General features: G+C 62.3%; 23 protein-coding genes. 10 read left to right on the top strand and 13 right to left on the bottom strand.

Annotated elements, in window-relative coordinates; all coding sequences use genetic code 11:
• Positions 1-93 precede the first annotated feature (93 nt).
• From ACR0BA_RS09655 to ACR0BA_RS09615, 9 genes are all read right to left on the bottom strand, one after another.
• Positions 94-1,830 (bottom strand): SulP family inorganic anion transporter, encoded by a 1,737-nt coding sequence (locus ACR0BA_RS09655; protein WP_480727671.1) that lies wholly within the window; start codon positions 1,828-1,830, stop codon positions 94-96.
• Between the two features lie 65 nt (positions 1,831-1,895).
• Positions 1,896-3,578 carry a bifunctional protein tyrosine phosphatase family protein/NAD(P)/FAD-dependent oxidoreductase gene (locus ACR0BA_RS09650; RefSeq protein ID WP_480727669.1) on the bottom strand — a complete coding sequence of 561 codons (1,683 nt, stop codon included), beginning with the start codon at positions 3,576-3,578 and terminating at the stop codon, positions 1,896-1,898.
• 15 nt (positions 3,579-3,593) lie between these two features.
• The gene (locus ACR0BA_RS09645; protein WP_480727888.1) at positions 3,594-4,478 is read right to left on the bottom strand and encodes an MBL fold metallo-hydrolase; all 885 of its coding nucleotides are present in this window, start codon (positions 4,476-4,478) and stop codon (positions 3,594-3,596) included.
• An 85-nt stretch (positions 4,479-4,563) separates the two neighbouring features.
• On the bottom strand, positions 4,564-5,001 hold the full coding sequence (locus ACR0BA_RS09640; protein ID WP_480727667.1) for a DUF6691 family protein: 438 nt from the start codon (positions 4,999-5,001) through the stop codon (positions 4,564-4,566).
• Between the two features lie 4 nt (positions 5,002-5,005).
• The gene (locus ACR0BA_RS09635; RefSeq protein ID WP_170365772.1) at positions 5,006-5,437 is read right to left on the bottom strand and encodes a YeeE/YedE family protein; all 432 of its coding nucleotides are present in this window, start codon (positions 5,435-5,437) and stop codon (positions 5,006-5,008) included.
• 1 nt (position 5,438) lies between these two features.
• Positions 5,439-5,654, bottom strand: coding sequence for a YgaP family membrane protein (locus ACR0BA_RS09630; protein WP_170359531.1), 216 nt, complete (start codon positions 5,652-5,654; stop codon positions 5,439-5,441).
• A 96-nt stretch (positions 5,655-5,750) separates the two neighbouring features.
• Positions 5,751-6,416, bottom strand: a complete 666-nt coding sequence (locus ACR0BA_RS09625; RefSeq protein ID WP_480727666.1) for a Crp/Fnr family transcriptional regulator — start codon at positions 6,414-6,416, stop codon at positions 5,751-5,753.
• A 177-nt stretch (positions 6,417-6,593) separates the two neighbouring features.
• The gene (gene cueR / locus ACR0BA_RS09620; protein WP_170341589.1) at positions 6,594-6,980 is read right to left on the bottom strand and encodes a Cu(I)-responsive transcriptional regulator; all 387 of its coding nucleotides are present in this window, start codon (positions 6,978-6,980) and stop codon (positions 6,594-6,596) included.
• 13 nt (positions 6,981-6,993) lie between these two features.
• A complete protein-coding gene (locus ACR0BA_RS09615) occupies positions 6,994-9,504 on the bottom strand; it encodes a heavy metal translocating P-type ATPase (RefSeq protein WP_480727664.1) in 2,511 nt (836 codons plus the stop codon).
• A 249-nt stretch (positions 9,505-9,753) separates the two neighbouring features.
• Here ACR0BA_RS09615 and ACR0BA_RS09610 point away from each other — a divergent pair, with 249 nt between their 5' ends.
• Positions 9,754-10,026 (top strand): hypothetical protein, encoded by a 273-nt coding sequence (locus ACR0BA_RS09610; protein WP_170341585.1) that lies wholly within the window; start codon positions 9,754-9,756, stop codon positions 10,024-10,026.
• 4 nt (positions 10,027-10,030) lie between these two features.
• Here ACR0BA_RS09610 and ACR0BA_RS09605 read toward each other — a convergent pair whose 3' ends face one another.
• Positions 10,031-10,693 (bottom strand): L,D-transpeptidase, encoded by a 663-nt coding sequence (locus ACR0BA_RS09605; RefSeq protein WP_093963303.1) that lies wholly within the window; start codon positions 10,691-10,693, stop codon positions 10,031-10,033.
• Between the two features lie 303 nt (positions 10,694-10,996).
• Between ACR0BA_RS09605 and ACR0BA_RS09600 the strand changes: the two genes are divergently transcribed.
• The 6 genes from ACR0BA_RS09600 to phoB all read left to right on the top strand — a co-directional run bounded on the left by ACR0BA_RS09600 (position 10,997) and on the right by phoB (position 17,018).
• Complete coding sequence (locus ACR0BA_RS09600; protein WP_093963304.1) at positions 10,997-12,034, top strand: substrate-binding domain-containing protein; 1,038 nt, start codon at positions 10,997-10,999, stop codon at positions 12,032-12,034.
• Positions 12,035-12,100: 66 nt separating this feature from the next.
• Complete coding sequence (gene pstC / locus ACR0BA_RS09595; protein ID WP_244952436.1) at positions 12,101-13,477, top strand: phosphate ABC transporter permease subunit PstC; 1,377 nt, start codon at positions 12,101-12,103, stop codon at positions 13,475-13,477.
• Positions 13,478-13,488: 11 nt separating this feature from the next.
• Positions 13,489-14,793: a phosphate ABC transporter permease PstA gene (gene pstA, locus ACR0BA_RS09590; protein WP_480727662.1), complete on the top strand. Its 1,305-nt coding sequence runs from the start codon at positions 13,489-13,491 to the stop codon at positions 14,791-14,793.
• A gap of 19 nt (positions 14,794-14,812) precedes the next feature.
• On the top strand, positions 14,813-15,610 hold the full coding sequence (gene pstB, locus ACR0BA_RS09585) for a phosphate ABC transporter ATP-binding protein PstB (RefSeq protein WP_480727660.1): 798 nt from the start codon (positions 14,813-14,815) through the stop codon (positions 15,608-15,610).
• Positions 15,607-16,335: a phosphate signaling complex protein PhoU gene (gene phoU, locus ACR0BA_RS09580; protein ID WP_254433987.1), complete on the top strand. Its 729-nt coding sequence runs from the start codon at positions 15,607-15,609 to the stop codon at positions 16,333-16,335. The genes pstB and phoU overlap by 4 nt, the downstream gene beginning before the upstream one ends.
• Complete coding sequence (gene phoB / locus ACR0BA_RS09575; protein WP_170341606.1) at positions 16,335-17,018, top strand: phosphate regulon transcriptional regulator PhoB; 684 nt, start codon at positions 16,335-16,337, stop codon at positions 17,016-17,018. The genes phoU and phoB overlap by 1 nt, the downstream gene beginning before the upstream one ends.
• Here phoB and ACR0BA_RS09570 read toward each other — a convergent pair.
• From ACR0BA_RS09570 to ACR0BA_RS09560, 3 genes are all read right to left on the bottom strand, one after another.
• Positions 17,003-18,286, bottom strand: coding sequence for an O-antigen ligase domain-containing protein (locus tag ACR0BA_RS09570; protein ID WP_480727658.1), 1,284 nt, complete (start codon positions 18,284-18,286; stop codon positions 17,003-17,005). The two genes, phoB and ACR0BA_RS09570, sit on opposite strands and share 16 nt — an antisense overlap.
• The gene (locus tag ACR0BA_RS09565; RefSeq protein ID WP_480727656.1) at positions 18,283-19,764 is read right to left on the bottom strand and encodes a GumC family protein; all 1,482 of its coding nucleotides are present in this window, start codon (positions 19,762-19,764) and stop codon (positions 18,283-18,285) included. Before ACR0BA_RS09565 ends, ACR0BA_RS09570 begins: the two co-directional genes overlap by 4 nt.
• 115 nt (positions 19,765-19,879) lie before the next feature.
• Positions 19,880-20,494 (bottom strand): response regulator transcription factor, encoded by a 615-nt coding sequence (locus ACR0BA_RS09560; protein ID WP_170341595.1) that lies wholly within the window; start codon positions 20,492-20,494, stop codon positions 19,880-19,882.
• Positions 20,495-20,747: 253 nt separating this feature from the next.
• On the opposite strand from ACR0BA_RS09560, the gene ACR0BA_RS09555 reads away from it, so the two are divergent.
• From ACR0BA_RS09555 to ACR0BA_RS09545, 3 genes are all read left to right on the top strand, one after another.
• A complete protein-coding gene (locus ACR0BA_RS09555; RefSeq protein WP_480727654.1) occupies positions 20,748-22,121 on the top strand; it encodes a WecB/TagA/CpsF family glycosyltransferase in 1,374 nt (457 codons plus the stop codon).
• 21 nt (positions 22,122-22,142) lie between these two features.
• Positions 22,143-23,030, top strand: a complete 888-nt coding sequence (locus ACR0BA_RS09550) for a UTP--glucose-1-phosphate uridylyltransferase (protein ID WP_170341569.1) — start codon at positions 22,143-22,145, stop codon at positions 23,028-23,030.
• Between the two features lie 100 nt (positions 23,031-23,130).
• Positions 23,131-23,631, top strand: a complete 501-nt coding sequence (locus ACR0BA_RS09545) for a putative pterin-binding protein (RefSeq protein ID WP_254437822.1) — start codon at positions 23,131-23,133, stop codon at positions 23,629-23,631.
• The last annotated feature ends 49 nt before the right edge of the window (positions 23,632-23,680 follow it).

Here is a 23,680-nt window from a genome sequence, read left to right as displayed (position 1 = left end):
CTGTCAGGCTTTGCTCCCATCAGCGCCCAGATGGGACATTTCTACTTTGCAGGCCGAGTGACATTTCTACTTGGTTGCAACAGAGATCAGAACTCATTCCGCGGCCCACGTGATCCGGTCAGGCGCGGTCAGTCTTTGCCAAGCGTCATATTGCGACAGGAACACCTGGCCGTTCAGCTCATCCAGGAAGTGCGACTGTTTCAGGCGATCCATGACCGGGCCCTTGACCTCGCTCAGATGCAAGCCGACGCCCATGTCGCGAAGTCGGTGATTGATCGCCTCAAGGCTTTCGAGCGCCGAGTAGTCGACCTCGTTCACCGCCGAGAACATCAGCACCACGTTGCGGATCTCGCAGCCCTCGGTCACGCGCGACTGGATCAGATCCTCGAGGAAGCGGGCGTTCACGAAGTACAGGCTTTCATCCACCCGCAACGTGACCAGCGTGGGGTCGGTCTGGACCTTGTGGCGCAGGATGTTGCGGAAGTGCTGAGTGCCCGGCACCAGCCCCAGTTCGGCCACATGAGGACGTGAAGTCTTGTACAGATGCAGAAGGATCGAGATTGCCACGCCGCTGGCAACACCCGCTTCGACACCGGCCATCAGGGTCAGGACGATTGTGGCGGCGACGGCGGTGAAATCAGCCCGTGAATAGCCCCAAGTCTTTTTGAGGATTGAAAAATCCACCAGGCTGAGCACCGCCACGATGATCGTCGCGGCCAGCGTCGCCTTGGGCAAGAAATAGACCAGCGGTGTTAGAAACAGCGCAGCAATCGCCAGCCCAATGGCGGTGAAGGCACCGGCCGCCGGGGTCTCGGCGCCCGCGTCGAAGTTAACGACCGAACGCGAGAACCCGCCGGTGACCGGAAAGCCCCCGGTGAACGCGGCGCCCAGATTGGCCGCGCCGAGTCCGATCAGTTCCTGGTCGGGATCGACGCGCTGACGTTTCTTGGCCGCAAGCGTCTGCGCGACCGAGATGCTTTCGACAAAGCCGATGATCGAGATCAGGATCGCCGGCACCAGCAGCGCGCTGATCAGATCCGAGGACAGCCCCGGCAGGGTCAGCGGAGGCAGGCTTTGGGGCACCTCGCCCACGATCTTGACGCCGCGCGCGTCCAGCCCGAAGGCCCAGACCGCCATCGTGGTTGCCACCACCGCCACCACAGGCCCGGCCTTGGTCAGCACATCGGCCAAAAGCGGCGGTACGCCCATGCGCCGCAGCGCGGGTTTGAGGTTCTTGCGCACCCAGAACAGGAAGGCCGTGGCCAGTGCGCCGATCACCACCGTAATCCCGCTGGTCTGGTCCAGATGCGCCAAGATAGAGCCCAGCATCTCGGGCAGGGTATGGCCATGCGCGCTGACCCCCAGGATGTGTTTCAACTGGCTGGTGGCGATCAGAATGCCCGAGGCGGTGATGAAACCCGCGATCACCGGATGAGACAGGAAGTTGGCCAGAAAGCCCAGCCGGAACACACCCAGCAACACCAGGAACCCGCCCGACAGAAAGGCCAGTGTCAGCGCCGCCACCGCATAGCCGGCGGTGCCTTGTTCAGCCACCTGCCCCACGGCGGATGCGGTCAGCAGCGACACCACCGCCACCGGACCCACCGCCAGCGCCCGGCTGGTGCCGAAGATCGCATAGAGGATGATCGGCACGATCGAGGCATAGATACCCGCCTCGGGCGGCAGCCCCGCCAGCAGCGCATAGGCCAGCGATTGTGGGATCAGCATGATCGTCACGATCACCGCGGCGATCAGGTCATTGGACAGCGCCGCCCGGTCATACCGGCGGCCCCAATCCAGAATTGGCAAGTATCGCAACAGGTTGTGCATCGGTTCCACGTTCAAGAGGGCACAGGGCGGGTGTTGGATGGCGCAGGGCAAGAAGCCCTAGCGACCTATTCGGTCGCCACGTTCAGCGGCTCGGGCTTGGCCATCCATTCCTTGCCCTTCAGCATCGCCGACCAATAGACCGGCGGCAGCAGCTTTTCCTTGAGGACCCAGGCCGCGCGGCTGGGTTTGGTGCCGTCGATCAGGAACTTAGGGAAGCTGGGCTTCAGGACACCGCCATAGCCGAACTCGGCCAGCACGATCTTGCCGCGTTCCACCGTCAGCGGGCACGAGCCGTAACCGTCGTAGGCCGCCACCGGGCCGCGGCCCTCGATATCGGCCACGATGTTGTCGGCCACCACCGGCGCCTGCTTGCGGGCAGCGGCCGCGGTTTTCGCGTTCGGCGCGTTCATCACGTCGCCCAGCGACCAGATGTTGTCAAAGCTCTTGTGGCGCAGCGTGGACTGATCCACATCGACCCAACCCGCCGCATCTGCCAGCGGCGATACCCGGATGAAGTCCGGCGCCACCTGCGGCGGGCAGACATGCATTATGTCGAACTCGACCGTCACCTGCTCGGGCTGCTCGTCGTGCTTGGCGACCTTGAACGTGGCGGTTTTCGCCGCCCCGTCCACCGCCACCAGATTGTGGAAGAAGTTCAGCGTGGCGTCGTATTTCCTGACATACTCCATCAGCGCCGGGACATAGTCCTTGACCCCGAACAGCACCCCGCCCGCATTCATGAACTGGATGTCGATATCCTTCAGAACCCCGCGTCGGACCCACGCATCGCCCGACAGGTACATCGCCTTTTGCGGCGCGCCCGCACATTTGATCGGCATCGGCGGCTGGGTGAACAGCGCCCGTCCCACCTTCAGCCCTTCGACCAACTGCCAGGTATAGGGCGCCAGGTCATAGCGATAGTTCGAGGTCACGCCGTTGCGGCCCAGCGTTTCCTCCAGCCCTTCGACCGCACCCCAGTCCAGCTTGAGCCCCGGAGTCACCACCAGACGGTCGTATTTGACCACTCGGCAACCATCCAGAATGACGGCGTTGTTCTGTGGCTCGAACGCGGCCACGGCGGCCTTGATCCATTTGACCCCGCGCGGGATCAGCGCGCCCATAGTCTTGGCCGTCTGTTCCGGCGTGAACACGCCGCCGCCCACCAGGGTCCAGCCGGGTTGATAATAGTGCACGTCGGACGGGTCGATGATGGCAATCGACAGGTCGGATTTACGCGCATGCAGGCTGGCGGCGGTGGCGATGCCCCCTGCCCCGCCGCCCACGATCACCACGTCAAAGGACGCGTCGCCGGTGTCGGTGGGCGTCTTGCCGCCATTGGCGATGCGGCGGGCCACGCCGCTCATGTCATATCCGGCAGCCTTGGTTGAGGTCAGGATGTCAGGCAAGACTCGGCCCTGCGCGGCCTCGTGCAGCGACCAAAGCGTGGCCGAGCGCGTGCCCGTCCGGCAATAGGCCAGGATCGGACCTGGCAGTTCGGTCAGGGCTTGACCGAAGGCCTGCGCGTCCTCATCCCGAACCAGGCCAGTCTGGACGGGAACGTACCGGGCTTCGATGCCAAGCTTTTCTGCAGCGGCCTCGATTTCCTCGAATGTCGGCTGGTCGGACCCTTCACCGTCAGGGCGATTGCAGATGATGGCGCGGAAGCCCGCGGCCTTGATCGCTTGGATATCGGCAAGCGTTACCTGTGGCGACACCGAGAGTGCGCCCGAAATCTTTCGGATTTCCATTGTTGTCTCCTGCGGTCAGATCTTGTTGACCGGAACCTTGAGCATCTGGTTGCCGTCCTTGTCGGTCGGGATGTCACCCGCCCGGATATTGACCTGGATCGACGGGATGATCAGGGTCGGCATCGCCAGCGTCGCGTCACGCTCGGTGCGCATCTTGATGAACTCGTCCCGCGACTTGCCGCCGCCCACGTGAATGTTGTGCGCCTTTTCCTCGGCCACCGTGGTTTCCCAGCGAATGTCGCGGCCGTTGGGGCCGTAATCGTGGCACATGAACAGGCGGGTTTCGTCCGGCAGGCTCAGCACCTTCTGGATCGAGTCATAAAGCGTTCCCGCATCTCCGCCCGGAAAGTCGGCTCGGGCCGAACCACCATCGGGCATGAACAGCGTGTCACCCACAAAGGCCGCATCGCCCATCACATGCACCATGCAGGCCGGTGTATGGCCCGGTGTGTGCATGGTGAAGGCGGTCATGTTGCCGATGTTGTAGGTCATGCCATCGGTGAACAGCGCATCGAACTGACTTCCGTCACGCTGGAACTCGGTGCCTTCGTTGAAGATCTTGCCGAAGACTTCCTGCACGATCTTGATGTTCTCGCCGATGCCGATCTTGCCGCCCAGCTTCTGCTGGATGTAGGGCGCCGCCGACAGGTGGTCGGCATGGGCGTGGGTCTCGATGATCCACTCCAGTTTCAGGCCCTGCTTTTCGATCTCGGCGATCAGCAGGTCGGCATGTTCGAAGGTGATCCGGCCAGCGGCATAGTCGATGTCCATCACGCTGTCGATGATCGCGCAGGCATTGGATGTCGGGTCCGAAACGATGTAGCTGATCGTCGCCGTGGCCTTGTCGTAGAAGCCCTGAACCTTGGGTTTGACGCTCAGATCCACCGGATATGCGGAAATTGGTGTCGCGATTGCGTCAGCCATTTTCTGGTTGTGGGTGTCGATTGCCTTTTGGTCGGTCATGATCGTGCCTCCTCTTTGACGCTCAGGCCTTGGCCGAACGTGTATTCAATGGTTGCCCTTGCAGAATGCGCGCCAGGGCCAGCCCGGCGGCGACCGCGCCCAGAAACAGCAGAACCTCCCACCGTCCGGTGCCCAGGGCCGGAATTGCCGCGCCCGGGCAGAATCCTGCGATGCCCCAGCCCACGCCAAACAAGGCTGAGCCGCCGACAAGCTTCATGTCGATGTGCTTTGCGCCCGGAATCTGGAACCGGTCCGCAAAAAGCGGCGCGGCGCGTCGCCATATCAGGCGATAGCCGATGAATGTCACCACCAGCGCACCGCCCATTACGAAGGCAAGGCTGGGGTCCCAGGTTCCGGCCAGATCGAAGAAGTTCAACACCTTGGCCGGGTTCATCATGCCCGAGATCGCGATGCCTGTGCCGAAGACAAGGCCGGTCAGGAACGTATGGAACAGTTTCATTGCCTCACCCTCCGAATACGTGGCGGATCACGAAAACCGTGATGGCGGCAGTTGCCATGAAGGTCGGAACGGCGACCAGGGACCGGGTCGACAACCGCGACAGGCCGCATACTCCGTGACCCGAGGTGCACCCCGAGCCGAGGCTGGCGCCCAGACCGACGATGACTCCGCCGACCACGATCATCAGCGGGCTGATCGGCACCTCGATGGCCGGCATGGAGCCGGTCAGCACGTAGATCAGACCCGGTGCAACGATCATTCCGGCAACAAGCGCCAGACGCCAGGAAAACTCGGACCCGCTGTCAGGAAAGACCAGACCGGACATGATACCGGTGGCGCCCATGATGCGGCCGAGGCCCAGCATCAACAACACGGCGCCCAAGCCTATCAGCAGGCCGCCGCCAAAGGATGCAAAAGGCGTGAATACGGTTTCCATATTATCTGGTCCTGCAGGTTTTGATGCCCAAAAGCGTGTACACCGGGCAGAATTTCATGGTCGCGGTCAACAGCATGATGATGCCGACGATCACAGCGCCATATTTGAAAAGGGGTGCGGCGAACAGGGCCAGCCCGCTGAAGAGTACCAGGTACAGCAGGACCAACCCAAGAGCTGCGCGCAGCGTGCGGTCGATCGTTCCGACGTTGTTGGTCATATCGCCCTCCATATTCAGGTTTCTGAATGGCATATATGACGCCAGGAGCGTCTCTTCAGTGACAATGTCACGAAAGCCGAGAAGATTCCCGAAAAATCAGGTGCTGTGGGCCAAAGCCTGCAAAGCCGTTGTGTCGGTGAGCGTTATCTTGCCCCGGGATTGCGAAACCAACTCGCGTTTCTGGAAGTCGTGGAGCACCCGCGAGACAACTTCACGCGCAGTTCCCAGTTCGCTGGCCAGTTGTTGATGTGTGGCCTGCACCTCGTTCGCGGCATCGGCCAATGCAAGCAGACGTTCCGCCAGCCGGACATCGATCCGGCCGAAGGCGACGTCATCGACCACACGCAGAAGGTCGATCAATCGGCGGGAATAGGCTTGGAACACGAAATCGCGGAACGCGTCCTCTTCCGCAGCTAGGCGGTCGAAGGCAAGCTTGGGCAGGACGATCGCGGTGACATCTGTTTCAGCAATGCCTTCGGCGTTATAGGCCTCTTCGGCCAGCATACATGCCGTGGTCAGCACGCAGCTTTCGCCGGCTTCGACCCGATACAAGACGATTTCGCGCCCCGTATGCGAGCTTTGTGAAACGCGGATCCGGCCTTCGTACAGAAACATGAGGCTGTCCGGCACATTGTCGGGCCCGAACACCTGGGCCCCGTTCGGGAACTTCACGATCCGCGCGGCCGCGCGCAACCGGGCGCGTACCGCATCGGGCAGGTGGCTGGTTCCGTGGAACCGCTGGGTCCAGTCAGTGATTGTCATGTGGCTGCTTGCATGGGTGGCCCAAAGCCCTCGTAGATCATTACGGTTCTGCCGTCTTTCGCCCGGCCTAGACGATACGTTCGTAACAACGCGTCCTGTGCACCTGCCGCATGGCCTAGGACAGAACCGTGGTCGCGATCAAGGGAAAGCGCCCGAAGGTGCCTCGGGTCTATCCTGTCAGTCGCGACCCAGATCCTTGAGGATCGGACAATCCGGGCGGTCATCTCCGGCGCATTCCTGGATCAGGTGCGACAGTGTTTCGCGCATGGCTTTCAAATCTTCGATCTTGGCATCGATCTCTTCGAGGTTCTGTTTGGCGATCCGCTTGACGTCCGCGCTGGCGCGGTGCTTGTCCTCGTACAGCGCCAGAAGCGAGCGGCAGTCTTCGATGGTGAACCCCAGCGACCGCGCGCGCCCGATGAACGCCAGCTTGTGCAGTTCTTTCTCGTCGAAATGGCGGTATCCATTGGTCGAGCGTCTGGGTTTGATGAAACCGATATCCTCATAATACCGGATGGTCTTGGCCGGCAAACCCGAGCGTTCGGCGACGTCCCCGATGTTCATGGCGGCTCCTTTCCTATTCGGCGGGTGTGGGTGCGTGTGCAATGGTCTGCGGTTTGCGGTCGGATCCGCTCGGCGGCCGGGCCGCCTTGACCCAACGCAGCCGCAATGCGTTTGACAAGACGAACACGCTGGACAGCGCCATGGCGCCAGCCGCCAAAACCGGGGACAGCAAGGGTCCGCCAAAGGGATAGAGAACTCCCGCGGCCACCGGGATCAGCAGCGTGTTGTAGCCAAAGGCCCAGAACAGGTTCTGCCGGATATTGCGCATGGTGCGCTGGCTGATATCGAAGGCGTTGACCACGCCGATCAGATCGCCCGACATCAGCACCACGTCTGCGGCCTCGATCGCAACATCGGTCCCGGTGCCGATGGCAATGCCGACATCCGCGGCCGCCAGCGCCGGAGCGTCGTTGATCCCATCACCGACAAAAGCCAACTTGCCGCCGTTCACGCGCAGGTTTTCCAGTGCAGCGACTTTGCCTTCGGGCAGGACTTCGGCGACGACTGTGTCGATCCCAAGCTGTGCTGCGATGGCATCGGCCGTCGCCCTGTTGTCGCCCGTGATCATCGCCACTTTGAGCCCCAGCGCGTGCAAGGCTTCGATGGCCTCCGGTGTGCTGGGCTTGATCGGGTCGGCCACCGCGATTGCGGCGGCAGCGGTTCCGTCGATTGCGGCGTAGAGCGGTGTTCTGCCTTTGGCGGCCAGCGACGCGCCGTGATCTGACAGCGCACTGATGTCGATGCCTTCGCGCTCCATTAGACGATCGGCGCCGATGAGGATGCTGTGCCCTTCGACGACCGCTTGAACCCCATAGCCGGTGATCGACTTGAAATCCTCGGGCTTCGGCAGATTCAGGCCGCGTGTCTCGGCCGCGCGCACGATGGCGGTGGCGATCGGATGTTCCGAAGTGGCCTCGACGGCTGCGACCAGCCGCAGGACGGTGTCCTCATCCAGCCCTTGGGCAACCACAAGATCAGTCAGTTCCGGGCGGCCTTCCGTCAGGGTGCCGGTCTTGTCCACCGCTACAACAGTGGTTTCCTGCAACATCTGCAGCGCGTCGCCCTTGCGGAACAGAACGCCCATCTCCGCAGCGCGCCCCGTGCCCACCATGATCGATGTCGGCGTAGCCAGACCCATTGCGCAGGGGCAGGCAATGATAAGCACCGCGACCCCGGCAACCAGAGCCATGCTGAGTGCCGGGTCCGGTCCGAACAGCAACCAAACAAGGACTGTCACGACCGCCACCGCGATCACCGCGGGAACAAACCAAAGGGTGATACGGTCAACCAAGCCCTGAATGGGCAGCTTCGCGCCCTGAGCCTGTTCGACCATCTGAATGATCTGCGCCAGCATCGTATCCGCTCCGATCTTTTCGGCACGGACGGTCAACGCTCCGGTACCGTTCACGGTGCCGCCTACGACGGTTGCGTCAGAGGATTTCTCGACCGGAACGGGCTCACCCGTGATCATGCTTTCGTCAACATACGAACTGCCGCTCAGCACCGAGCCATCGACCGGGATCTTTTCGCCGGGCCGCACGTGAACCAGATCGCCCACTGCGATCTGATCAATAGGCAGTTCGACGATGCGGTTCTCGCGTTCGACCCGCGCGGTTTTGGCCTGCAGGCCGACCAGCTTGCGGATCGCCTCGCCGGTGCGGCCTTTGGCGCGTGCCTCAAGGAAGCGGCCCAGCAGGATCAGAACCACGATGACCGCGGCCGCCTCGTAATAGACATTGGCCGTGCCGGTCGGAAGAATTTCGGGCGCAAAGGTCGAGATCAGCGAGAACCCATAGGCCGCCGACGTGCCCAAAGCGACCAGCGAATTCATGTCTGGTGCGCCCTTGGCAAGTGCTGGAAAGCCCTTGGTGTAGAATTGAAAACCGGGCCCGAACAGCACCAGTGTCGTCAAGACGAACTGAATGTAGTGGCTGGCTTGCAGGCCGATGGTGCTTGCAATCAGGTGATGCATGCCGGGAATGACATGCGCGCCCATTTCAAGGATGAAAACCGGCAAGGCCAGGATTGCCGCAAACCCTGTTCGCAGTGCCAGTTTGCGGATTTCGTCAGCTTTGCGATCCTGCGCCGCTGCCTGAGCCGAGTTGCGCGGCGTCGCCGGGTACCCGGCCGCGTTGGCCAATGCAGCAATCGCTTCGGGTGTCGTGGCGCCCGCTGCAAACTGGACGGTCGCGCTTTCCGAGGCGAGGTTGACCGACGCCGCCAGCACCCCCTGCCCGGCAAGCAAAGCCCTCTCGACCCGGCCGACGCATGAAGCACAGCTCATGCTCTGGATGTCGAGCGTGACGGTCTCGGTCACGGCTGGATAGCCCGCCGCCTCCATCGCCTGTGCGATGGATTTGACATCAGCCGGAGCATGGAAATCCACCTGGACGCTCTCATTCGCCAGGTTTACTGCAGCCAAGTCGACGCCCGGAACCGCGCTGAGCGCACGCTCAACCCGGGCCACGCAAGACGCGCAACTCATCCCCTGAACCTGAAATTTGGCATGTGAAATATTGGCCATGTCGTCACCACGATTATTCGGTCGACCCTGTACATAAGGGTTCCAGCAAGTGGAAGGTCAAGGCCCTCTGCGGGATATCCCTGCACACCAAGCAAACCATCGCGTCCGGGCAAGAGCAGTTTGCGGCTGTGCTCCGGCGGCAACAGGGCAACGATGGATGGCGACGGATTCTTGGTCAATTGAAGCAGGATCGCTTGGATGCGAGGGTATCACGCAAATAGAATCACTTGTGAATCGGAAAGGTGCGGCATGACAACGAGGAAAGCATTGATTGGGCTGTGCGCGCTGTCCCTGATTGCCGCCTGTACCGAGACCACGTCGATGTCCGGCGACAAAGCCCCCGGTGACCTTGCCAAAGTGCCCGAGGGCGTGGTCGAAATCGCCGCGCCGGGGCAGGACCTGACCGCCGTTCGGATCATGCCCGAAGACGGTTGTTACTGGTACCGGTACGTGGGTCCGGTCGAAACGACATACCTACCGCTGAGAACCGCCGATGGCCGCCCGATCTGCGCCCGGGCGTAACGGATCAGCTGCTGGCAGTCGCAAATCTTTCGGGTGGGTATAGATGAGCCGTCGCACCCGGCTGCACCCGGTCATACAGGCCTATGATATGGGCCATGACCATGCGCACACACCCTGAGCTTGCTCGCCCGCCGATAGACCGGGAATAGGGTGTTCCGTGGATGCGCAGATATGTGTCGCGATTGCCCTGAAACAGGTAGAAAGCGCGTGCGCCCAAGGGGTTGTTGGGTCCGCCGGGCATTCCGTCGGCAAACTGCGCATAGTCCTGCGGATCGCGTTTGATCATGTCTGCGGTCGGGGTCCAACGCGGCCATTTGGCTTTGCGCCGGATCGTGTAGGTCCCGGGTTCGTAGAGATTGCCACGGGCGATCGCCACGCCGTATCGCATCGCGGTTCCGCCCTCTTCGATGAAATACAGGTAGCGCGCGACCGCATCCACGTGAATGTCACCGGGCACCAGCGACCGATTGGTTTCGACCCGTTGCGGCAGAAACCGGGGATTCAACCCCCAAGGGTTCGAGGTGGCCGGGTCATAGTTGGCCGGCGTCACCTGCCTGTCCCAAGCCGCCCATTGAGATGCGGTCGACGCTTCGGCCGATGTCGCGCCAAGAATCGGTTGCGAGAAAACAGCAAGCGAAGTCGCAACAAAATGTCTTCTGGTCAGCATGTCTGCACCTCCAGTCGCCTTGCCGTGGCAGCAAGAAAAAAGATCGGACTAAACGATTCCCTGAAACAGACCCCGAGTCCATTCACTTGTTCGTTTGACGCAAAACCTTGTCGCAACTGGTGTTTTGAGGTCGTGCACAAACGGCTGCCGAAAGCCGCGCATCTGGATCAGACGAGTTTTTGAACCGCCCCGGGTGGGTTGTCATAAAACTGTTACGAAAGCGTTACATAAGCTTCGCACGCCCGGACTACTGCACTCAACAAGGCCGCAGGGGGCGGCCAAAGCTGATTCTCAGGAGTGACCATGACCACCATCAAACTGACCGCTTCGGTTCTGGCAATCACCGCGATCGCCGCGTCCGCTGCCTCGGCGCGCGACGCCATCCGTATCGTCGGATCGTCGACCGTATTCCCGTACACCCAAGCCGTGGCCGAGCAGTTCGCCAACAACACGGGCGCTGCTTCGCCCATCGTCGAATCGACCGGTACCGGCGGCGGCATGAAAATCTTCTGCGAAGGCATCGGCGAAAACACTGCCGACATCACCGGCGCATCGCGTGCCATGAAGGCCTCGGAATACGAGCTGTGCCAAAAGAACGGCGTGACCGACATCTCTGAAGCTCTGATCGGTTTCGACGGCCTGTCGATCGCCATCTCGCGCAGCAATGAACAGGATTGGGACCTGTCGCTGGCCGACATCTACATGGCTCTCGGCGCCCAGGTGCCGGTTGATGGCGAGTGGAAGGACAACCCGTACAAGACCTGGAATGAAATCAACCCCGACCTGCCGGCCGTGGAAATCCTGGCTTATGGACCGCCGCCGACCTCGGGCACCCGCGACGCGTTCGTCGAGCTGGCCATGCATGAAGGCTGCAAAGAGCTGGACTTCGTCAAGAGCGGTGACTTCGACAAGAAATGGGTCAAGGAAAACTGCTCGCGCATGCGCACTGACGGACCCTTCGTCGAAGCGGGCGAGAATGACAACCTGATCGTTCAGCGCCTCGAGGCGGATCCGAACGCCGTGGGCATCTTCGGCTACTCGTTCCTGTACGAGAACCTGGACAAACTGAAGCCGGTCACGATCGAAGGCGTCGAGCCGAATGCCGACACCATCGCCGACAAATCCTATCCGGTGTCCCGCCCGCTGTACTTCTATGTGAAGAACGCGCATCGCGGCGTGATCCCGAACCTGGACGAGTTCCTCGAGGAATACATGTCGGATGATGCTTTGGCGTCCGACGGCTACCTGGCCGAACGTGGTCTGGTTGGCCTGTCCGACGAGCGCCGTGAAGAGCTGCAGGACGCAATTCTGGACGGCCAGAACATGGAACCCAAGTCGTAAGATTTGCAATTCACAGGGCTGTCCGGCCGCGAAACCGGGCAGCCCATTTTTGTGCCTGGGGGGCAGATGACTACTTTCGTGTTTGCGGCGCTGTTGGGCGTCAGTATCCTTGGATATTTGCTGAACAGACGGGCTGCGGCCGGTCTGCGCGCAGATGGGACGTCCCTGCACTCCCTGCCCGGCTATCACGGGCTGTTTTCTTTTCTGTCCACGCTGGTTCCAGTCTTTGTGCTGATCGTACTTTGGCTGATCTTGCAGGGGCCGGTGATCGACCATGTGGTCATGTCGGGCCTGCCTGCCGGCAGCCTTGACGGATTGGACACTGGCGGGCGCCAGCTGGTGCTGGCCGAGATCAAGTCGATCTCGCGCGGGCAGATCTTCGGCGAGCCGGAACAGTGGAAGATGGACGCGGCCCAGCGGTATCTTGAACTGCATCAGATGTCGGGATGGGTTCTGCTGTCGATCGTTGTCATTCTGTCACTGGCCATCGTGGCATTTGCCCGGTCGCGTGTCGGCGTCGAATTCCGCGCCCGCCACAGTGTGGAACGCATCGTTTCCGGCCTAATGATTTTCTGCTCGACCGTCGCCATCTTTACGACCGTCGGCATCATTGCCGCGCTGCTGTTCGAATCCATCCGCTTTTTCGAGATGGTGCCGATCACCGAGTTCTTCTTCGGGCTGAACTGGGAACCGCAGATTCCTCTGCGCGAGGACCAGATTGCGGCCGAAGGTGCCTTTGGCTGGCTTCCGGTCATCCTCGGCACGATCGTCATTACCGTGGTCGCGTTGTTCCTGGCGGTGCCGGTGGGCCTGTTGTCGGCCATCTACCTGAACGAATTCGCGCCCGACCGCTTGCGGGCGGTGGCCAAGCCAGTGCTGGAGATTCTGGCCGGCGTGCCGACCGTGGTCTATGGCTTTTTCGCGATCCTGGTCGTGGCCCCGGCCATGCGCAGTTTCGGAGCCTCGCTGGGCATTCCCGTGTCACCCAACACGGCGCTGGCCGCAGGCAGCGTGATGGGCATCATGCTGATCCCGTTCATCTCGTCCTTTACCGACGACGCCCTGTCAGCCGTGCCGAAATCTCTGCGTGACGGAGCACTGGCGCTGGGTGCGACACGGGCCGAGACGGTTCTGAACGTGCTGTTCCCCGCCGCCATTCCCGGCATCGTCGGTGGCATCCTGTTGGCCGTCAGCCGCGCGATCGGGGAAACCATGATTGTTGTGATGGCGGCGGGCCTGATCGCCTCTCTGACCATCAACCCGCTGGACAGCGTGACCACGGTGACCGTGCAGATCGTCACGCTTCTGATCGGCGACACCTCGTTCGACAACCCCAAGACGCTGGCAGCCTTTGCCTTGGGCATGATGCTGTTCGTCGTCACCCTGATCATCAACGTCTTCGCGCTGCGCATCGTGCGCAAGTACCGCGAAGCCTATGACTGAGGCCAAGAATCATGGCTGACCTGACCGTAGGACAAAACAATTCGCCCAAAGGCGGAGACACCGCCGACGCCGTGCGCGCCAGCTTGGCCCGCCGCAACCGCAAGCAGAAAATACTCCAGGGCCTTGGCCTGGGCGCCATCGGATTTGCATTTCTGATGCTGTTCATCCTGGTGGCCTCGCTTGTGTCATCCGGATATCAGGCGTTCACCCAGACCAAGATCACGCTCGAGGTCTATGTCGACCCCGAGGAGATCGAGCCCGAAAAACTGCCGCGGGGCGGTTTCAAGGACGTGTTGCAAGCCTCGCTGTCCGAGTTGCTGCCCGAGGTGGACACCAGCGATCGGGCTACCCGAAAGGCCCTGTCGGGCATTCTGTCCAACGGAGCGCAGTTTGATCTGCGCGACCGGGTGGTGGCCGACCCAGCGCTGATCGGGCAGACCATCACGATGACCGTGCCGGTATCTGACCCATATGACCAGCTGAACAAGGGCACCATCGACCGCGACACGCCCGAACAGAACCGCCGCTTGAACGATGCCGAGATTGCGTGGTTCGATCAGCTCAAGGCCGAAGGCGTGATCAGCAAGCCGCTGAACACCGGCCTGGTCACCAATGCCGACAGCCGGTTCCCCGAATTGGCGGGCCTGAAGGGCGCGCTGATCGGGTCGTTCTGGGCGCTGTTCGTGTGTTTCGTGATTTCCTTCCCGCTGGGCATCGGCGCGGCGATCTACCTTGAGGAATTCGCGCCCAAGAACAAGGTCAGTGACTTCATCGAGGTCAACATCAACAACCTGGCCGCGGTGCCGTCGGTCGTTTTCGGCCTGTTGGCGCTGGCGGTGTTCATCGGCTGGTTCGGGCTACCGCGCTCGGCCCCGTTCGTGGGTGGCATGACGCTGGCGCTGATGACCATGCCGACGATCATCATCGCCACCCGCGCGGCGCTGAAGGCCGTGCCGCCGTCGATCCGCGAGGCGGCCCTGGGCATCGGTGCGTCCAAGCACCAGGTGGTGTTCGGTCATGTGCTGCCGCTGGCGATGCCCGGCATCCTGACCGGTACGATCATCGGGCTGGCGCAGGCCTTGGGGGAAACTGCTCCGTTGCTGCTGATCGGGATGAACGCGTTCATCACCTCGGCCCCGGCTGGCCCGTTCGACAGTGCCACCGCCCTACCCACGCAGATCTTCATCTGGGCTGACAGCCCCGAGCGCGGCTTCGTCAGCCGGACCTCGGCCGCGATCCTGGTGCTGCTGGGGTTCCTGGTCACGATGAATGCAATCGCGATCTATCTTCGCAACAAATTCGAGCGCAGCTGGTAAGCGCAAAGGGGTCATCATGATGAACGACATGAGCAAGATCGAGCCGAGTACCGCCGTCGACGCCATCAAGATTCAGGCGAAGGGCGTCCAGGTTTTTTACGGCGACAACCAGGCAATCAAGGACGTATCGGTCGACATTCTCGACAAGACGGTAACCGCTTTCATCGGCCCGTCCGGATGCGGTAAGTCCACGTTCCTGCGCTGCCTGAACCGGATGAACGACACGATTGACGTCTGCCGGGTCGAAGGTGACATCCGGATCGACGACGAAGACATCTACGACAAACGGATCGACCCGGTGCAGCTGCGTGCCAAGGTGGGTATGGTGTTCCAGAAGCCGAACCCGTTCCCCAAGTCGATCTACGACAACGTAGCCTATGGTCCCCGGATCCACGGACTGGCCAGAACCAAAGCCGATCTGGATGAGATCGTTGAGAAATCCCTGCGCCGTGGCGCCATCTGGGATGAGGTGAAGGATCGCCTGCACGAGCCCGGCACCGGCTTGTCCGGCGGTCAGCAGCAGCGCCTTTGCATTGCGCGCGCGGTTGCCACTGAACCCGAGGTCCTGTTGATGGACGAGCCGTGCTCGGCTTTGGATCCAATCGCAACCGCCCAGGTCGAGGAACTGATTGACGAGTTGAAGCTGAACTTCTCGGTGGTGATCGTCACGCACTCGATGCAGCAGGCGGCTCGGGTCAGCCAGAAAACGGCGTTCTTCCACCTCGGCAGCTTGGTGGAATACGGGGACACGGGGCACATCTTCACCAATCCCGAAGACCCGCGCACGGAATCCTACATCACCGGGAGAATCGGATGACCCAGGACGCCATGAAGGACAAGCACATCGTCCGATCTTTTGATCAGGAACTCGAGTCTGTTCAGGCGCATCTGATGCGCATGGGTGGGTTGGTCGAGAACTGCCTGTCGGACGCGATCCGGGCACTGTGCGACAAGGATGTCGAACTCGCCGCGCGCACCGTCAAGGCCGATCGCGCCATCGACGAGTTGGAAGAGATGGTCAAGAACGACAGCGCCAACATCATCGCGCGGCGCGCGCCTACGGCCATCGACCTGCGCGTGGTCCTGGCGACCTTCACCATCGCCAACCAGCTCGAGCGCAGTGGGGACCATGCAAAAAACATCGCCAAGCGTGCCGTGACCCTGGCGGACTCGGCGAGTTTGGACGAAGTCAAATCGGCCATAGCGCGTCAGGCCCAGCTGGTGCAGAGCATGATTGCGGATGCCCTGGATTGCTTCATCCAGCGGGACGCGGACAAGGCCCAGGCCATCCGTGAACGTGACGCTGATGTGGATGCGATGTACAATAACGTGTTTCGCGCTCTGCTGACCCATATGATGGAGAACCCGGGCAATATCACCCCGGGCATGCATCTGCATTTCGTGGCCAAAAACCTCGAGCGGATCGGTGATCATGCTACCGGGATCGCGGAGCAGACCATCTACCTTGTCAGTGGGCAGTTGCCTGATGATGACCGACCGCGCCTCGACAAGACACCAACGGAAACCACCGAGGTCCTGTGATGCCAACGCCATCGATCCTTGTCGTCGAAGACGAGCCCGCGCAGCGCGAGATCATCTGCTACAACCTCGAGGCCGAAGGCTTTGACGTGCGCCAGGCCGAAACCGGTGACGAGGCGCTGTTGCAGATCAAGGAAGTGCCGCCCGATCTGATCCTGCTGGACTGGATGCTGCCCGGCGTTTCCGGGATCGAAATTTGCCGCCAACTGAAGATGACGGCCGCGACCCGTGCAATTCCGGTGATCATGCTCTCGGCAAAATCCGAAGAGGTCGACAAGGTGCGCGGGCTGGAGACAGGTGCCGACGACTATGTCACCAAGCCCTATTCGGTGATCGAGCTGATGGCCCGAGTCAAATCCCAGTTCCGCCGGACCCGCCCCGCAGCCGTGGGCGAGCGGTTGGAATACGATGACATCGTCCTGGATGCCGAAACGCACCGCGTGACCCGCGCGGACGAGGACATCAAGCTGGGCCCGACCGAGTTTCGGCTGCTGTCGACCTTCATGGAAAAGCCAGGCCGGGTCTGGAGTCGCGAACAATTGCTCGACCGGGTCTGGGGGCGCGATATCTACGTGGATACCCGGACCGTCGACGTGCATATCGGGCGTTTGCGTAAAGCTTTGACGGTGCGTGGGGGGGATGACCCGATCCGCACCGTGCGCGGGGCCGGTTACGCGCTCGGCTGAGCACCGGTCCCTGTCATTTCGCGCAGGTGGCACCCCAGCATCAGCAGCGCAGGCCAGAGCAGATAGGCCTCGATCTCGATGTTTTCGCCGAAGGTCAGCAGCAGCAGGGTCATCAGCAGGCCCAGCGGCAAGCGTCCACGCGCCGAGCGGACCGCGTCGGTGATCACTACGCCGAAATGCACGGCGAAGGGGACAAGAAACGCCATGAAGCCGGTGATGCCCTTGACGAACAGAAGCCCGTACCAGGTGTGGTGGCTTCCGATGGGCATGTACTCGACCAAATGCGCACCGGGCTTAACGGTTCCGTGACCAAACAGCACCGCGTCGGATTGCCAGCGCTCATAGGCGATGCGTTGCAGGGTTTCGCGCACGCGGGTGCTGTCGGCGCGGGCCGATTTGAAATTCTGCAGTGCCTGGTTGCCAAGATCGATCGCGGCGGCCCCCCACGCCGCGGACGCCGTCGCCACGGCCGACACCAGAAACCATCCGATGCTGCGCGCCACCAGCGGCAAAAAGCGTGGCCCCAGCGTGCAGGCCACCAGCCCGACCAGCCCCATGCGGGATTTCGACGCCAAGATCATGAGAATACCCGCGCTCAGCCCGACGGCCATCCATCCCCGGTGCCGTTCTTCGAGCGCGAACAGGACCATGCATACCCCCAGTAGGGCGGCAAATGGTGACCACGGCGCGAAGAACTGCCACCGGGGCGTCCAACTGGCCGGGTCGATTGTGTAGAGATAGACCGAGAAATACTCGGGGCCCGGCCCACCGACCGCCTTGAGCGGTGAGGTGAAGATCTGGCTGGGCAGGCCCAGATAAGGTGCAGCCAACAGCGGGGGCGCAAGGCACAGGGTCCACAGCCCCAGCTTGCACTGGCCTCGCACCAGAACCTCGCGCCGGATCGGCAGCACGGCCCCGGCCAGAATGAACAATGGAATAAGCGCCCAGCCCTTGGCCCAGCCGATCGAGGACTTGATGGTCTTGCCCAGCCCCAGCCCCCAATCCAGATGGCCGGCCCACAGTGCAAACAGCATCAACAACATGCCGGCCATCCACAGCCAAGCCAGCGCCGGAACCGGCCCCGTGGCCCGCAGCTCCGGACGAATCGCCGGCCCCAGATACAAAGCCAACACCGCCAACCCCGCCAGGAACCATCCCAGTACCGGCCCGACGACATAGAGCGCGCCGATGGCATAGAACGGCCATGTCCAGACCAGCGCGCGCCAGACAAGCCGCTCGGCCGGGTTCTGCGGCGCGGCCTGGCTCATGCCTTGTTCTCGCCTGCGTCTTTCAGCAGCCGCGAGATCAGCGGGTTGCGGACCCATGCCAGCGTCAATCCGATCAGAAGCATCAACGTGGCGGCAATCCCGGCCGCGATCGACAGCTTCTTGTTGGGTGAAGACGGCCGGTCCGGCAGCGACGGATTTTCCAGCACCTGGATCAGCGGGTACGAGGCATAGACATCGGTCTTTTTTGATTCCGACCGGGCGATGGCAGAGGCAAAGACGGCTTCGGCCACGGCAAAATCCCTTTGACGGTCCTCAAGTTCAGCGGCCACCGGCGCCAGCGCGGACAGGCGCGCAGTTTCGGCCGCGACCTGTGCGGCGAGGGTTTTTACATGCTTCTCCTGCCCCGCGCGCAGGGCGTTTTCGCGGACAAGCTCGCTGAGCAACTGCGCGCGCTCTCCCTCGGGGGCGCGGTCCAGCCCCGAGAGCTGATCGACCGATAGCCCGGTCACCTCGGCCGCACGTAGGACGGCAACCTTCCGTGCGCCTTCATATTCGTCCCGCGCTGCGCGATAGACCGGATGGCGCGGCCCGTAATTGGCATCGGCCTGCGCCAGCTTGGCCGCGCCGGCCGAGACATCCTTGAGCAGCGACATGTATTGCGCGTCGGCGTACAGCTTCAGCGTCACCGCGGCGGCATCCGGCGGCAGATCCAGCGCGACCTCAAGAGCCGCGACCCGCTCGGCCTGGCGGGCCAGCGTGCTTTCCTCGGCCCGCAGCGTCTGGCGCGCGCGGTCATTGGCGGCCACCTGCTCACGGTATTGGGCGGCCGAGAGCAGCCTACTCTGCCGCTGCAACTGCTCGATCGCAGCGCGGGTTTCACGAACCGAGCGCTGATAGTCGTCGATCGCGCCGCTGTTGCTGGCTTCGCGCGTGGCGATCTCGTCCGCGCGCAGGGCGTCGATCTCGGCGAAGAACGCAGCAACAAGGGCATCGCCGTGGCGTTGCGCGTCCCCCGGGCTGGCGGCCTCCATTTCTATATGGATCAGGCTGGTCTGGTCGACCAGGCGGATGCGCGGCTTGCCGAACGCATCGCGCTCGGCCCCGACGGCGCGTGCGGCCGCATCCAGAATGCGATCGGCCGACAACAGCCGTTTGTAGGTTTCGGTGGGGCTGATCGAGCCGTTGGCAAAGGCCGAATTGGCGTAGGACGAGGCCTGCCCGATATTGGCCAGATTGACCGAGGCCGACGCACCCGACCCCGGCAGGATCAACGAGGCGTGGGATGCATATTTGACCGGCGCGGTTGCCAGATACCCGCTGATCGGGGCCCAGATGCAGCTGGACCCAAGAAGAAACAACGCAACATATCGTGGCAGCCGTCCCGCATCGGTCAGCCGCCCGCCTTTGAGGACGCGCCGCCAGCCCAGCGATCGGATGTCCGTGCGGCTGATGCGCGCCCAGTCCCAAGGGCGGTTTGGCGCAAGCGTTTGATGCTTGTCGGAAATCTGGTTCGGCATATCAAATCCTCTCTTACAGGAGTGATATACCGGGGCGGCTTGGGCTGTCCGCTGCGCAAGGGGTTAGGCCGGGGCGGGTTGGGACAGGCCCCCTATCCGAAAGGATGGGCGCGGGTCAGAACAGGCCCGCCTCGCGCGCGGCCATCGCGGCCTGAGTACGGTTGCTGACACCCACTTTGCGGTACAGCGTTTTCACATGCAGCTTGATCGTGGGCTCGGACAGGTCCAGATCGCGGGCGATCTCCTTGTTCGACTTGCCCTCGGTCAGACCTTTGAGGACCTGGCGCTCGCGCTCGGTCAGTTTCTTGGCCATCGGGTGGGTGTCGTTCGGTTGCTCGGCGCTCATGAAACCGACGGGCAGATATTGCTCACCCATGGCCATGAAACGGATGGCGTTTACCAGAGACTTGGCCGGCAGGGTCTTGGGCACGAACCCGGCTGCCCCCAGCTCGAGCGCACGTTCAGCCAGATCGCGCGAGGCATCGCCGGTGAACAGCGCCACATGCCGCGCGCGATCCATGCCAATGCAGGTTTCCAACCCGCTCAGCCCGTTCATGCCGGGCATGTTCAGATCCAGCAGAACCAGATCAAATGGACCTTCGGATTCGATCTTGGCTTTTGCCGTCGCAAAATCCGGCGCGGTGGTGGGTTCGATCCCGCCCGCGGCCTCGATGAAGGCGACGAGCGTGTCCAGAACCAGTTCGTGATCGTCGGCGATAAGAACTTTCATCAATGAACTCCATGTGCCTCCACCCAGACCTGAAAAGGTTAATAAACCATTGATGATTGGCGGTGAAGCCTACCGAACGGACAGGCCGATACCCGATCGGATAGGAGCAACTGGCCCGATTTCCACGCGGTGCCGCATCCGGGCCGTGTCAGTCAGCCGATTTCTCCGCGTGCTCTCCCGATGCTCGTCTGTTGCGGTCCCGGCACAGCGGGCAGGTTCAGAGCAACAGTTCAGTTCATGTTCGGAGAGTTCCATGCACTTTCAAGCCGCTCACGCCCTTTTCGACGGCGCACACACCACGCCCGGCACCGCGCTGCCGATCACCGAAATCCTCGGGCAACCGGTGGTGAATGCAGAATCCGGGCCGGTCATCACCACGCTTTTGGATGGTCACCGCCGGACCGTCTTTTTCCTGAACGCCCATTGCGCAAATGTCCGGGCAAAGAATGACCAATATCGAGCAGCCCTGACGCAAGCCGACCTCGTCCTGCCCGACGGGATCGGGGTCGAGCTTGCCGCCGCGATGCAGGGCGAACACCTGGCCGAGAACTTGAACGGAACCGACTTTGTCCCGCGCCTGGTCCGGCGCGCGGCCAAGCTGGGCCAGACGGTCTATCTGCTGGGCGGAACGCCCGGCACCGCACAGGCCGCGGCAGCGCGCCTGCAAGACATGGCGCCCGGCCTGAGGATTGCCGGTTGCCGCGACGGGTTTGGGGGCATCGAACGGACGGACGAAGCCTTGGACGAGATCAACCAGTCCGGCGCAGACATCCTGCTGATGGCCATGGGCGTTCCGTTGCAAGAACTGTGGATTGCGCGGCACCGCGCACGGCTGAACCCGAACCTGGTGCTGGGTGTCGGCGCGTTGTTCGACTTTCTGGCGGGCAACGTCCGGCGGGCGCCCGGGATCGTACGGCGGGTTCGGATGGAATGGGCGTGGCGGTTGGCGATGGAGCCACGCCGCATGGCCCGCCGCTATCTGATCGGAAATTTGGAATTTCTGGGACGGTGCGTCGCCCAGGTTCTTGGCGGGCTGACGCCCAGCCGTATTCTTGACCTGACCGTCGCGCTGGCGGCCATGACGGTTCTGGCCCTGCCGATGCTGGCCATTGCCGCCCTTGTCCGGCTGGACAGCCGCGGCCCGGCCCTGTTCCGGCAGACACGGGTGGGAAGGAACGGGGTGCCTTTCACCGTCTACAAGTTCCGCTCGATGACCACAGACGCCGAAGCGCAAAGGGCAAGCCTCCTGGCGCAGTCCGACCGCGCAGGCGTGTGCTTCAAGGCCCGTCACGATCCGCGTGTCACACGGGTGGGCAAGGTTCTGCGCCGCTTTTCGCTGGATGAGCTGCCGCAGATCCTCAACGTGTTGAAGGGCGACATGTCGATCGTCGGACCGCGGCCTGCCCTGCCCGAGGAGGTCGCCAAATACCCGCCCCGCGCGCTTGAACGCCTGGCCGTCCGCCCCGGGATCACCGGCCTCTGGCAGGTGTCGGGCCGGGCCGCCATCGACTTTGACCGAATGATCGATCTGGACACGGCCTACGTGCGGTCCCGTTCGGCCCTTCTGGATCTGATGCTGATTGCCATGACCGTGCGGGCCGTCGTGTCCGGCCGCGGCGCCTACTGAGAAAACCCAAGGAGAATTGTTATGACCAAGATTCGCAAAGCCGTCTTTCCCGTCGCCGGACTGGGCACAAGGTTTCTGCCCGCAACCAAGACCGTGGCCAAGGAAATGCTGCCCCTGATCGACCGCCCTCTGATCCAATATGCCGTCGACGAAGCGCGCGCGGCCGGTATCGAAGAATTCATCTTCATTACGTCACCCGAGAAAACCGCGCTCGAGGCCTATTTCGGGCGGAATACGGCGCTTGAACGCAAGTTGAAGGATGGTGGCAAGACCGAGCTCTTGAACAACCTGCGCTGCGCCGATCTGGAGGATGGCAAATACTGCTTTGTCCGGCAGGATGCGCCCCGTGGATTGGGCCATGCCGTGTCGCTGGCGCGCGAGTGCGTGGGCAATGAGCCGTTTGCGGTGATCCTGCCCGATGACGTCATCAGCGCCCGACGCCCGGCCCTGTCACAGATGGTCCAAAGCTATTGTGACCAAAGCGGCCACATGGTTGCGACCCAATCCGTGCCGTCCGACAGGATCGAGTCCTACGGGGTGGTCGATATCGCCCTGCAGGCCGGGCGTGTGCAAAAGCTGCGCGGCCTGGTCGAAAAGCCCAGCCCCGAGCAGGCGCCATCGAACTACGGCATCGTCGGGCGGTATATCCTGCAGCCATCGATCTTTGATCGTCTGGCCGGCCAGGCACCGGGTGCGGGAAATGAAATCCAGCTGACCGACGCCATCGCTGCGGATATCGAAACCGCTGGCTGCTCGGGCTACGCCTTCGCGGGTGAACGCTTCGACTGCGGCTCAGTCGCCGGGTACCTTGAGGCCACCGCGGTTTTTGCCCTGCAGCGGTCAGAGCTGCGCGAAGGGTTTGAGCGGATCATGGCACAGCGCATGGGCCACCTGCGCCCGGCCGCGTAACGGCGGGCACCTATCCGTTCGGATAGGTGCTTATCCTGATGCCCGTCTGTTGCCCGGTCACGCTTTCTGATCTTGTGCAATTGGACACGAGGAGAATGACATGCGGATTTTACTTGCAGCCTTGGCAATGGTTCTGACCTTGGGCCAGGCACAGGCCCAGGATCTGGCCGAACCCACCGGAGAGGTGGTTCTGACGATCACCGGCAACCTGACCCAGCCCGGAGCCGAAGGTGGAGCGCGGTTCGACATGGACATGTTGAAAGCCTTGCCCGCACGGACATTTGCGACCTCGACGATCTGGACCGAAGGTGAAAACACCTTTGTCGGCGTGCCCTTGTCGGTGGTGCTGGAGGCAGTCGGTGCAGATGGCAGCATTATCCGCGCCACGGCGATCAACGACTATGCGGTTGAAATCCCGATGGACTCGGTCACCGAAAGCGACCCGATCGTGGCCTATGAAATGAACGGCGCCGAGATGTCACGCCGGCAGAAGGGCCCGCTGTGGATCGTCTACCCCTATGACAGCGACCCGAAATACCAGACCGAGGTGACCTATTCGCGCAGCATCTGGCAACTCGATCGTCTCGAGGTCGTTAAATAGCTTGCAACCGGAATGAGTGAAGTAATGAGTAAAGCGCAGTGAACAATCG

This window comes from Ruegeria sp. CI5, from assembly GCF_056536885.1.
The sequence above is the reverse complement of the archived record's forward strand: the minus strand, read 5'-3'. Positions and strand labels throughout refer to the sequence as shown.

Coding starts and splice junctions, on each gene's coding strand:
- ACR0BA_RS09545 (WP_254437822.1), top strand. CDS start 23,131: ATGCGGATTTTACTTGCAGCCTTGGCAATGGTTCTGACCTTGGGCCAG.
- pstA (WP_480727662.1), top strand. CDS start 13,489: ATGGCTGACCTGACCGTAGGACAAAACAATTCGCCCAAAGGCGGAGAC.
- ACR0BA_RS09640 (WP_480727667.1), bottom strand. CDS start 5,001: ATGAAACTGTTCCATACGTTCCTGACCGGCCTTGTCTTCGGCACAGGC.
- ACR0BA_RS09655 (WP_480727671.1), bottom strand. CDS start 1,830: ATGCACAACCTGTTGCGATACTTGCCAATTCTGGATTGGGGCCGCCGG.
- ACR0BA_RS09600 (WP_093963304.1), top strand. CDS start 10,997: ATGACCACCATCAAACTGACCGCTTCGGTTCTGGCAATCACCGCGATC.
- ACR0BA_RS09570 (WP_480727658.1), bottom strand. CDS start 18,286: ATGAGCCAGGCCGCGCCGCAGAACCCGGCCGAGCGGCTTGTCTGGCGC.
- ACR0BA_RS09565 (WP_480727656.1), bottom strand. CDS start 19,764: ATGCCGAACCAGATTTCCGACAAGCATCAAACGCTTGCGCCAAACCGC.
- ACR0BA_RS09550 (WP_170341569.1), top strand. CDS start 22,143: ATGACCAAGATTCGCAAAGCCGTCTTTCCCGTCGCCGGACTGGGCACA.
- pstB (WP_480727660.1), top strand. CDS start 14,813: ATGAACGACATGAGCAAGATCGAGCCGAGTACCGCCGTCGACGCCATC.
- cueR (WP_170341589.1), bottom strand. CDS start 6,980: ATGAACATCGGGGACGTCGCCGAACGCTCGGGTTTGCCGGCCAAGACC.
- phoB (WP_170341606.1), top strand. CDS start 16,335: ATGCCAACGCCATCGATCCTTGTCGTCGAAGACGAGCCCGCGCAGCGC.
- phoU (WP_254433987.1), top strand. CDS start 15,607: ATGACCCAGGACGCCATGAAGGACAAGCACATCGTCCGATCTTTTGAT.
- ACR0BA_RS09555 (WP_480727654.1), top strand. CDS start 20,748: ATGCACTTTCAAGCCGCTCACGCCCTTTTCGACGGCGCACACACCACG.
- ACR0BA_RS09610 (WP_170341585.1), top strand. CDS start 9,754: ATGACAACGAGGAAAGCATTGATTGGGCTGTGCGCGCTGTCCCTGATT.
- ACR0BA_RS09560 (WP_170341595.1), bottom strand. CDS start 20,494: ATGAAAGTTCTTATCGCCGACGATCACGAACTGGTTCTGGACACGCTC.
- ACR0BA_RS09650 (WP_480727669.1), bottom strand. CDS start 3,578: ATGGAAATCCGAAAGATTTCGGGCGCACTCTCGGTGTCGCCACAGGTA.
- ACR0BA_RS09630 (WP_170359531.1), bottom strand. CDS start 5,654: ATGACCAACAACGTCGGAACGATCGACCGCACGCTGCGCGCAGCTCTT.
- ACR0BA_RS09625 (WP_480727666.1), bottom strand. CDS start 6,416: ATGACAATCACTGACTGGACCCAGCGGTTCCACGGAACCAGCCACCTG.
- ACR0BA_RS09605 (WP_093963303.1), bottom strand. CDS start 10,693: ATGCTGACCAGAAGACATTTTGTTGCGACTTCGCTTGCTGTTTTCTCG.
- pstC (WP_244952436.1), top strand. CDS start 12,101: ATGACTACTTTCGTGTTTGCGGCGCTGTTGGGCGTCAGTATCCTTGGA.
- ACR0BA_RS09635 (WP_170365772.1), bottom strand. CDS start 5,437: ATGGAAACCGTATTCACGCCTTTTGCATCCTTTGGCGGCGGCCTGCTG.
- ACR0BA_RS09615 (WP_480727664.1), bottom strand. CDS start 9,504: ATGGCCAATATTTCACATGCCAAATTTCAGGTTCAGGGGATGAGTTGC.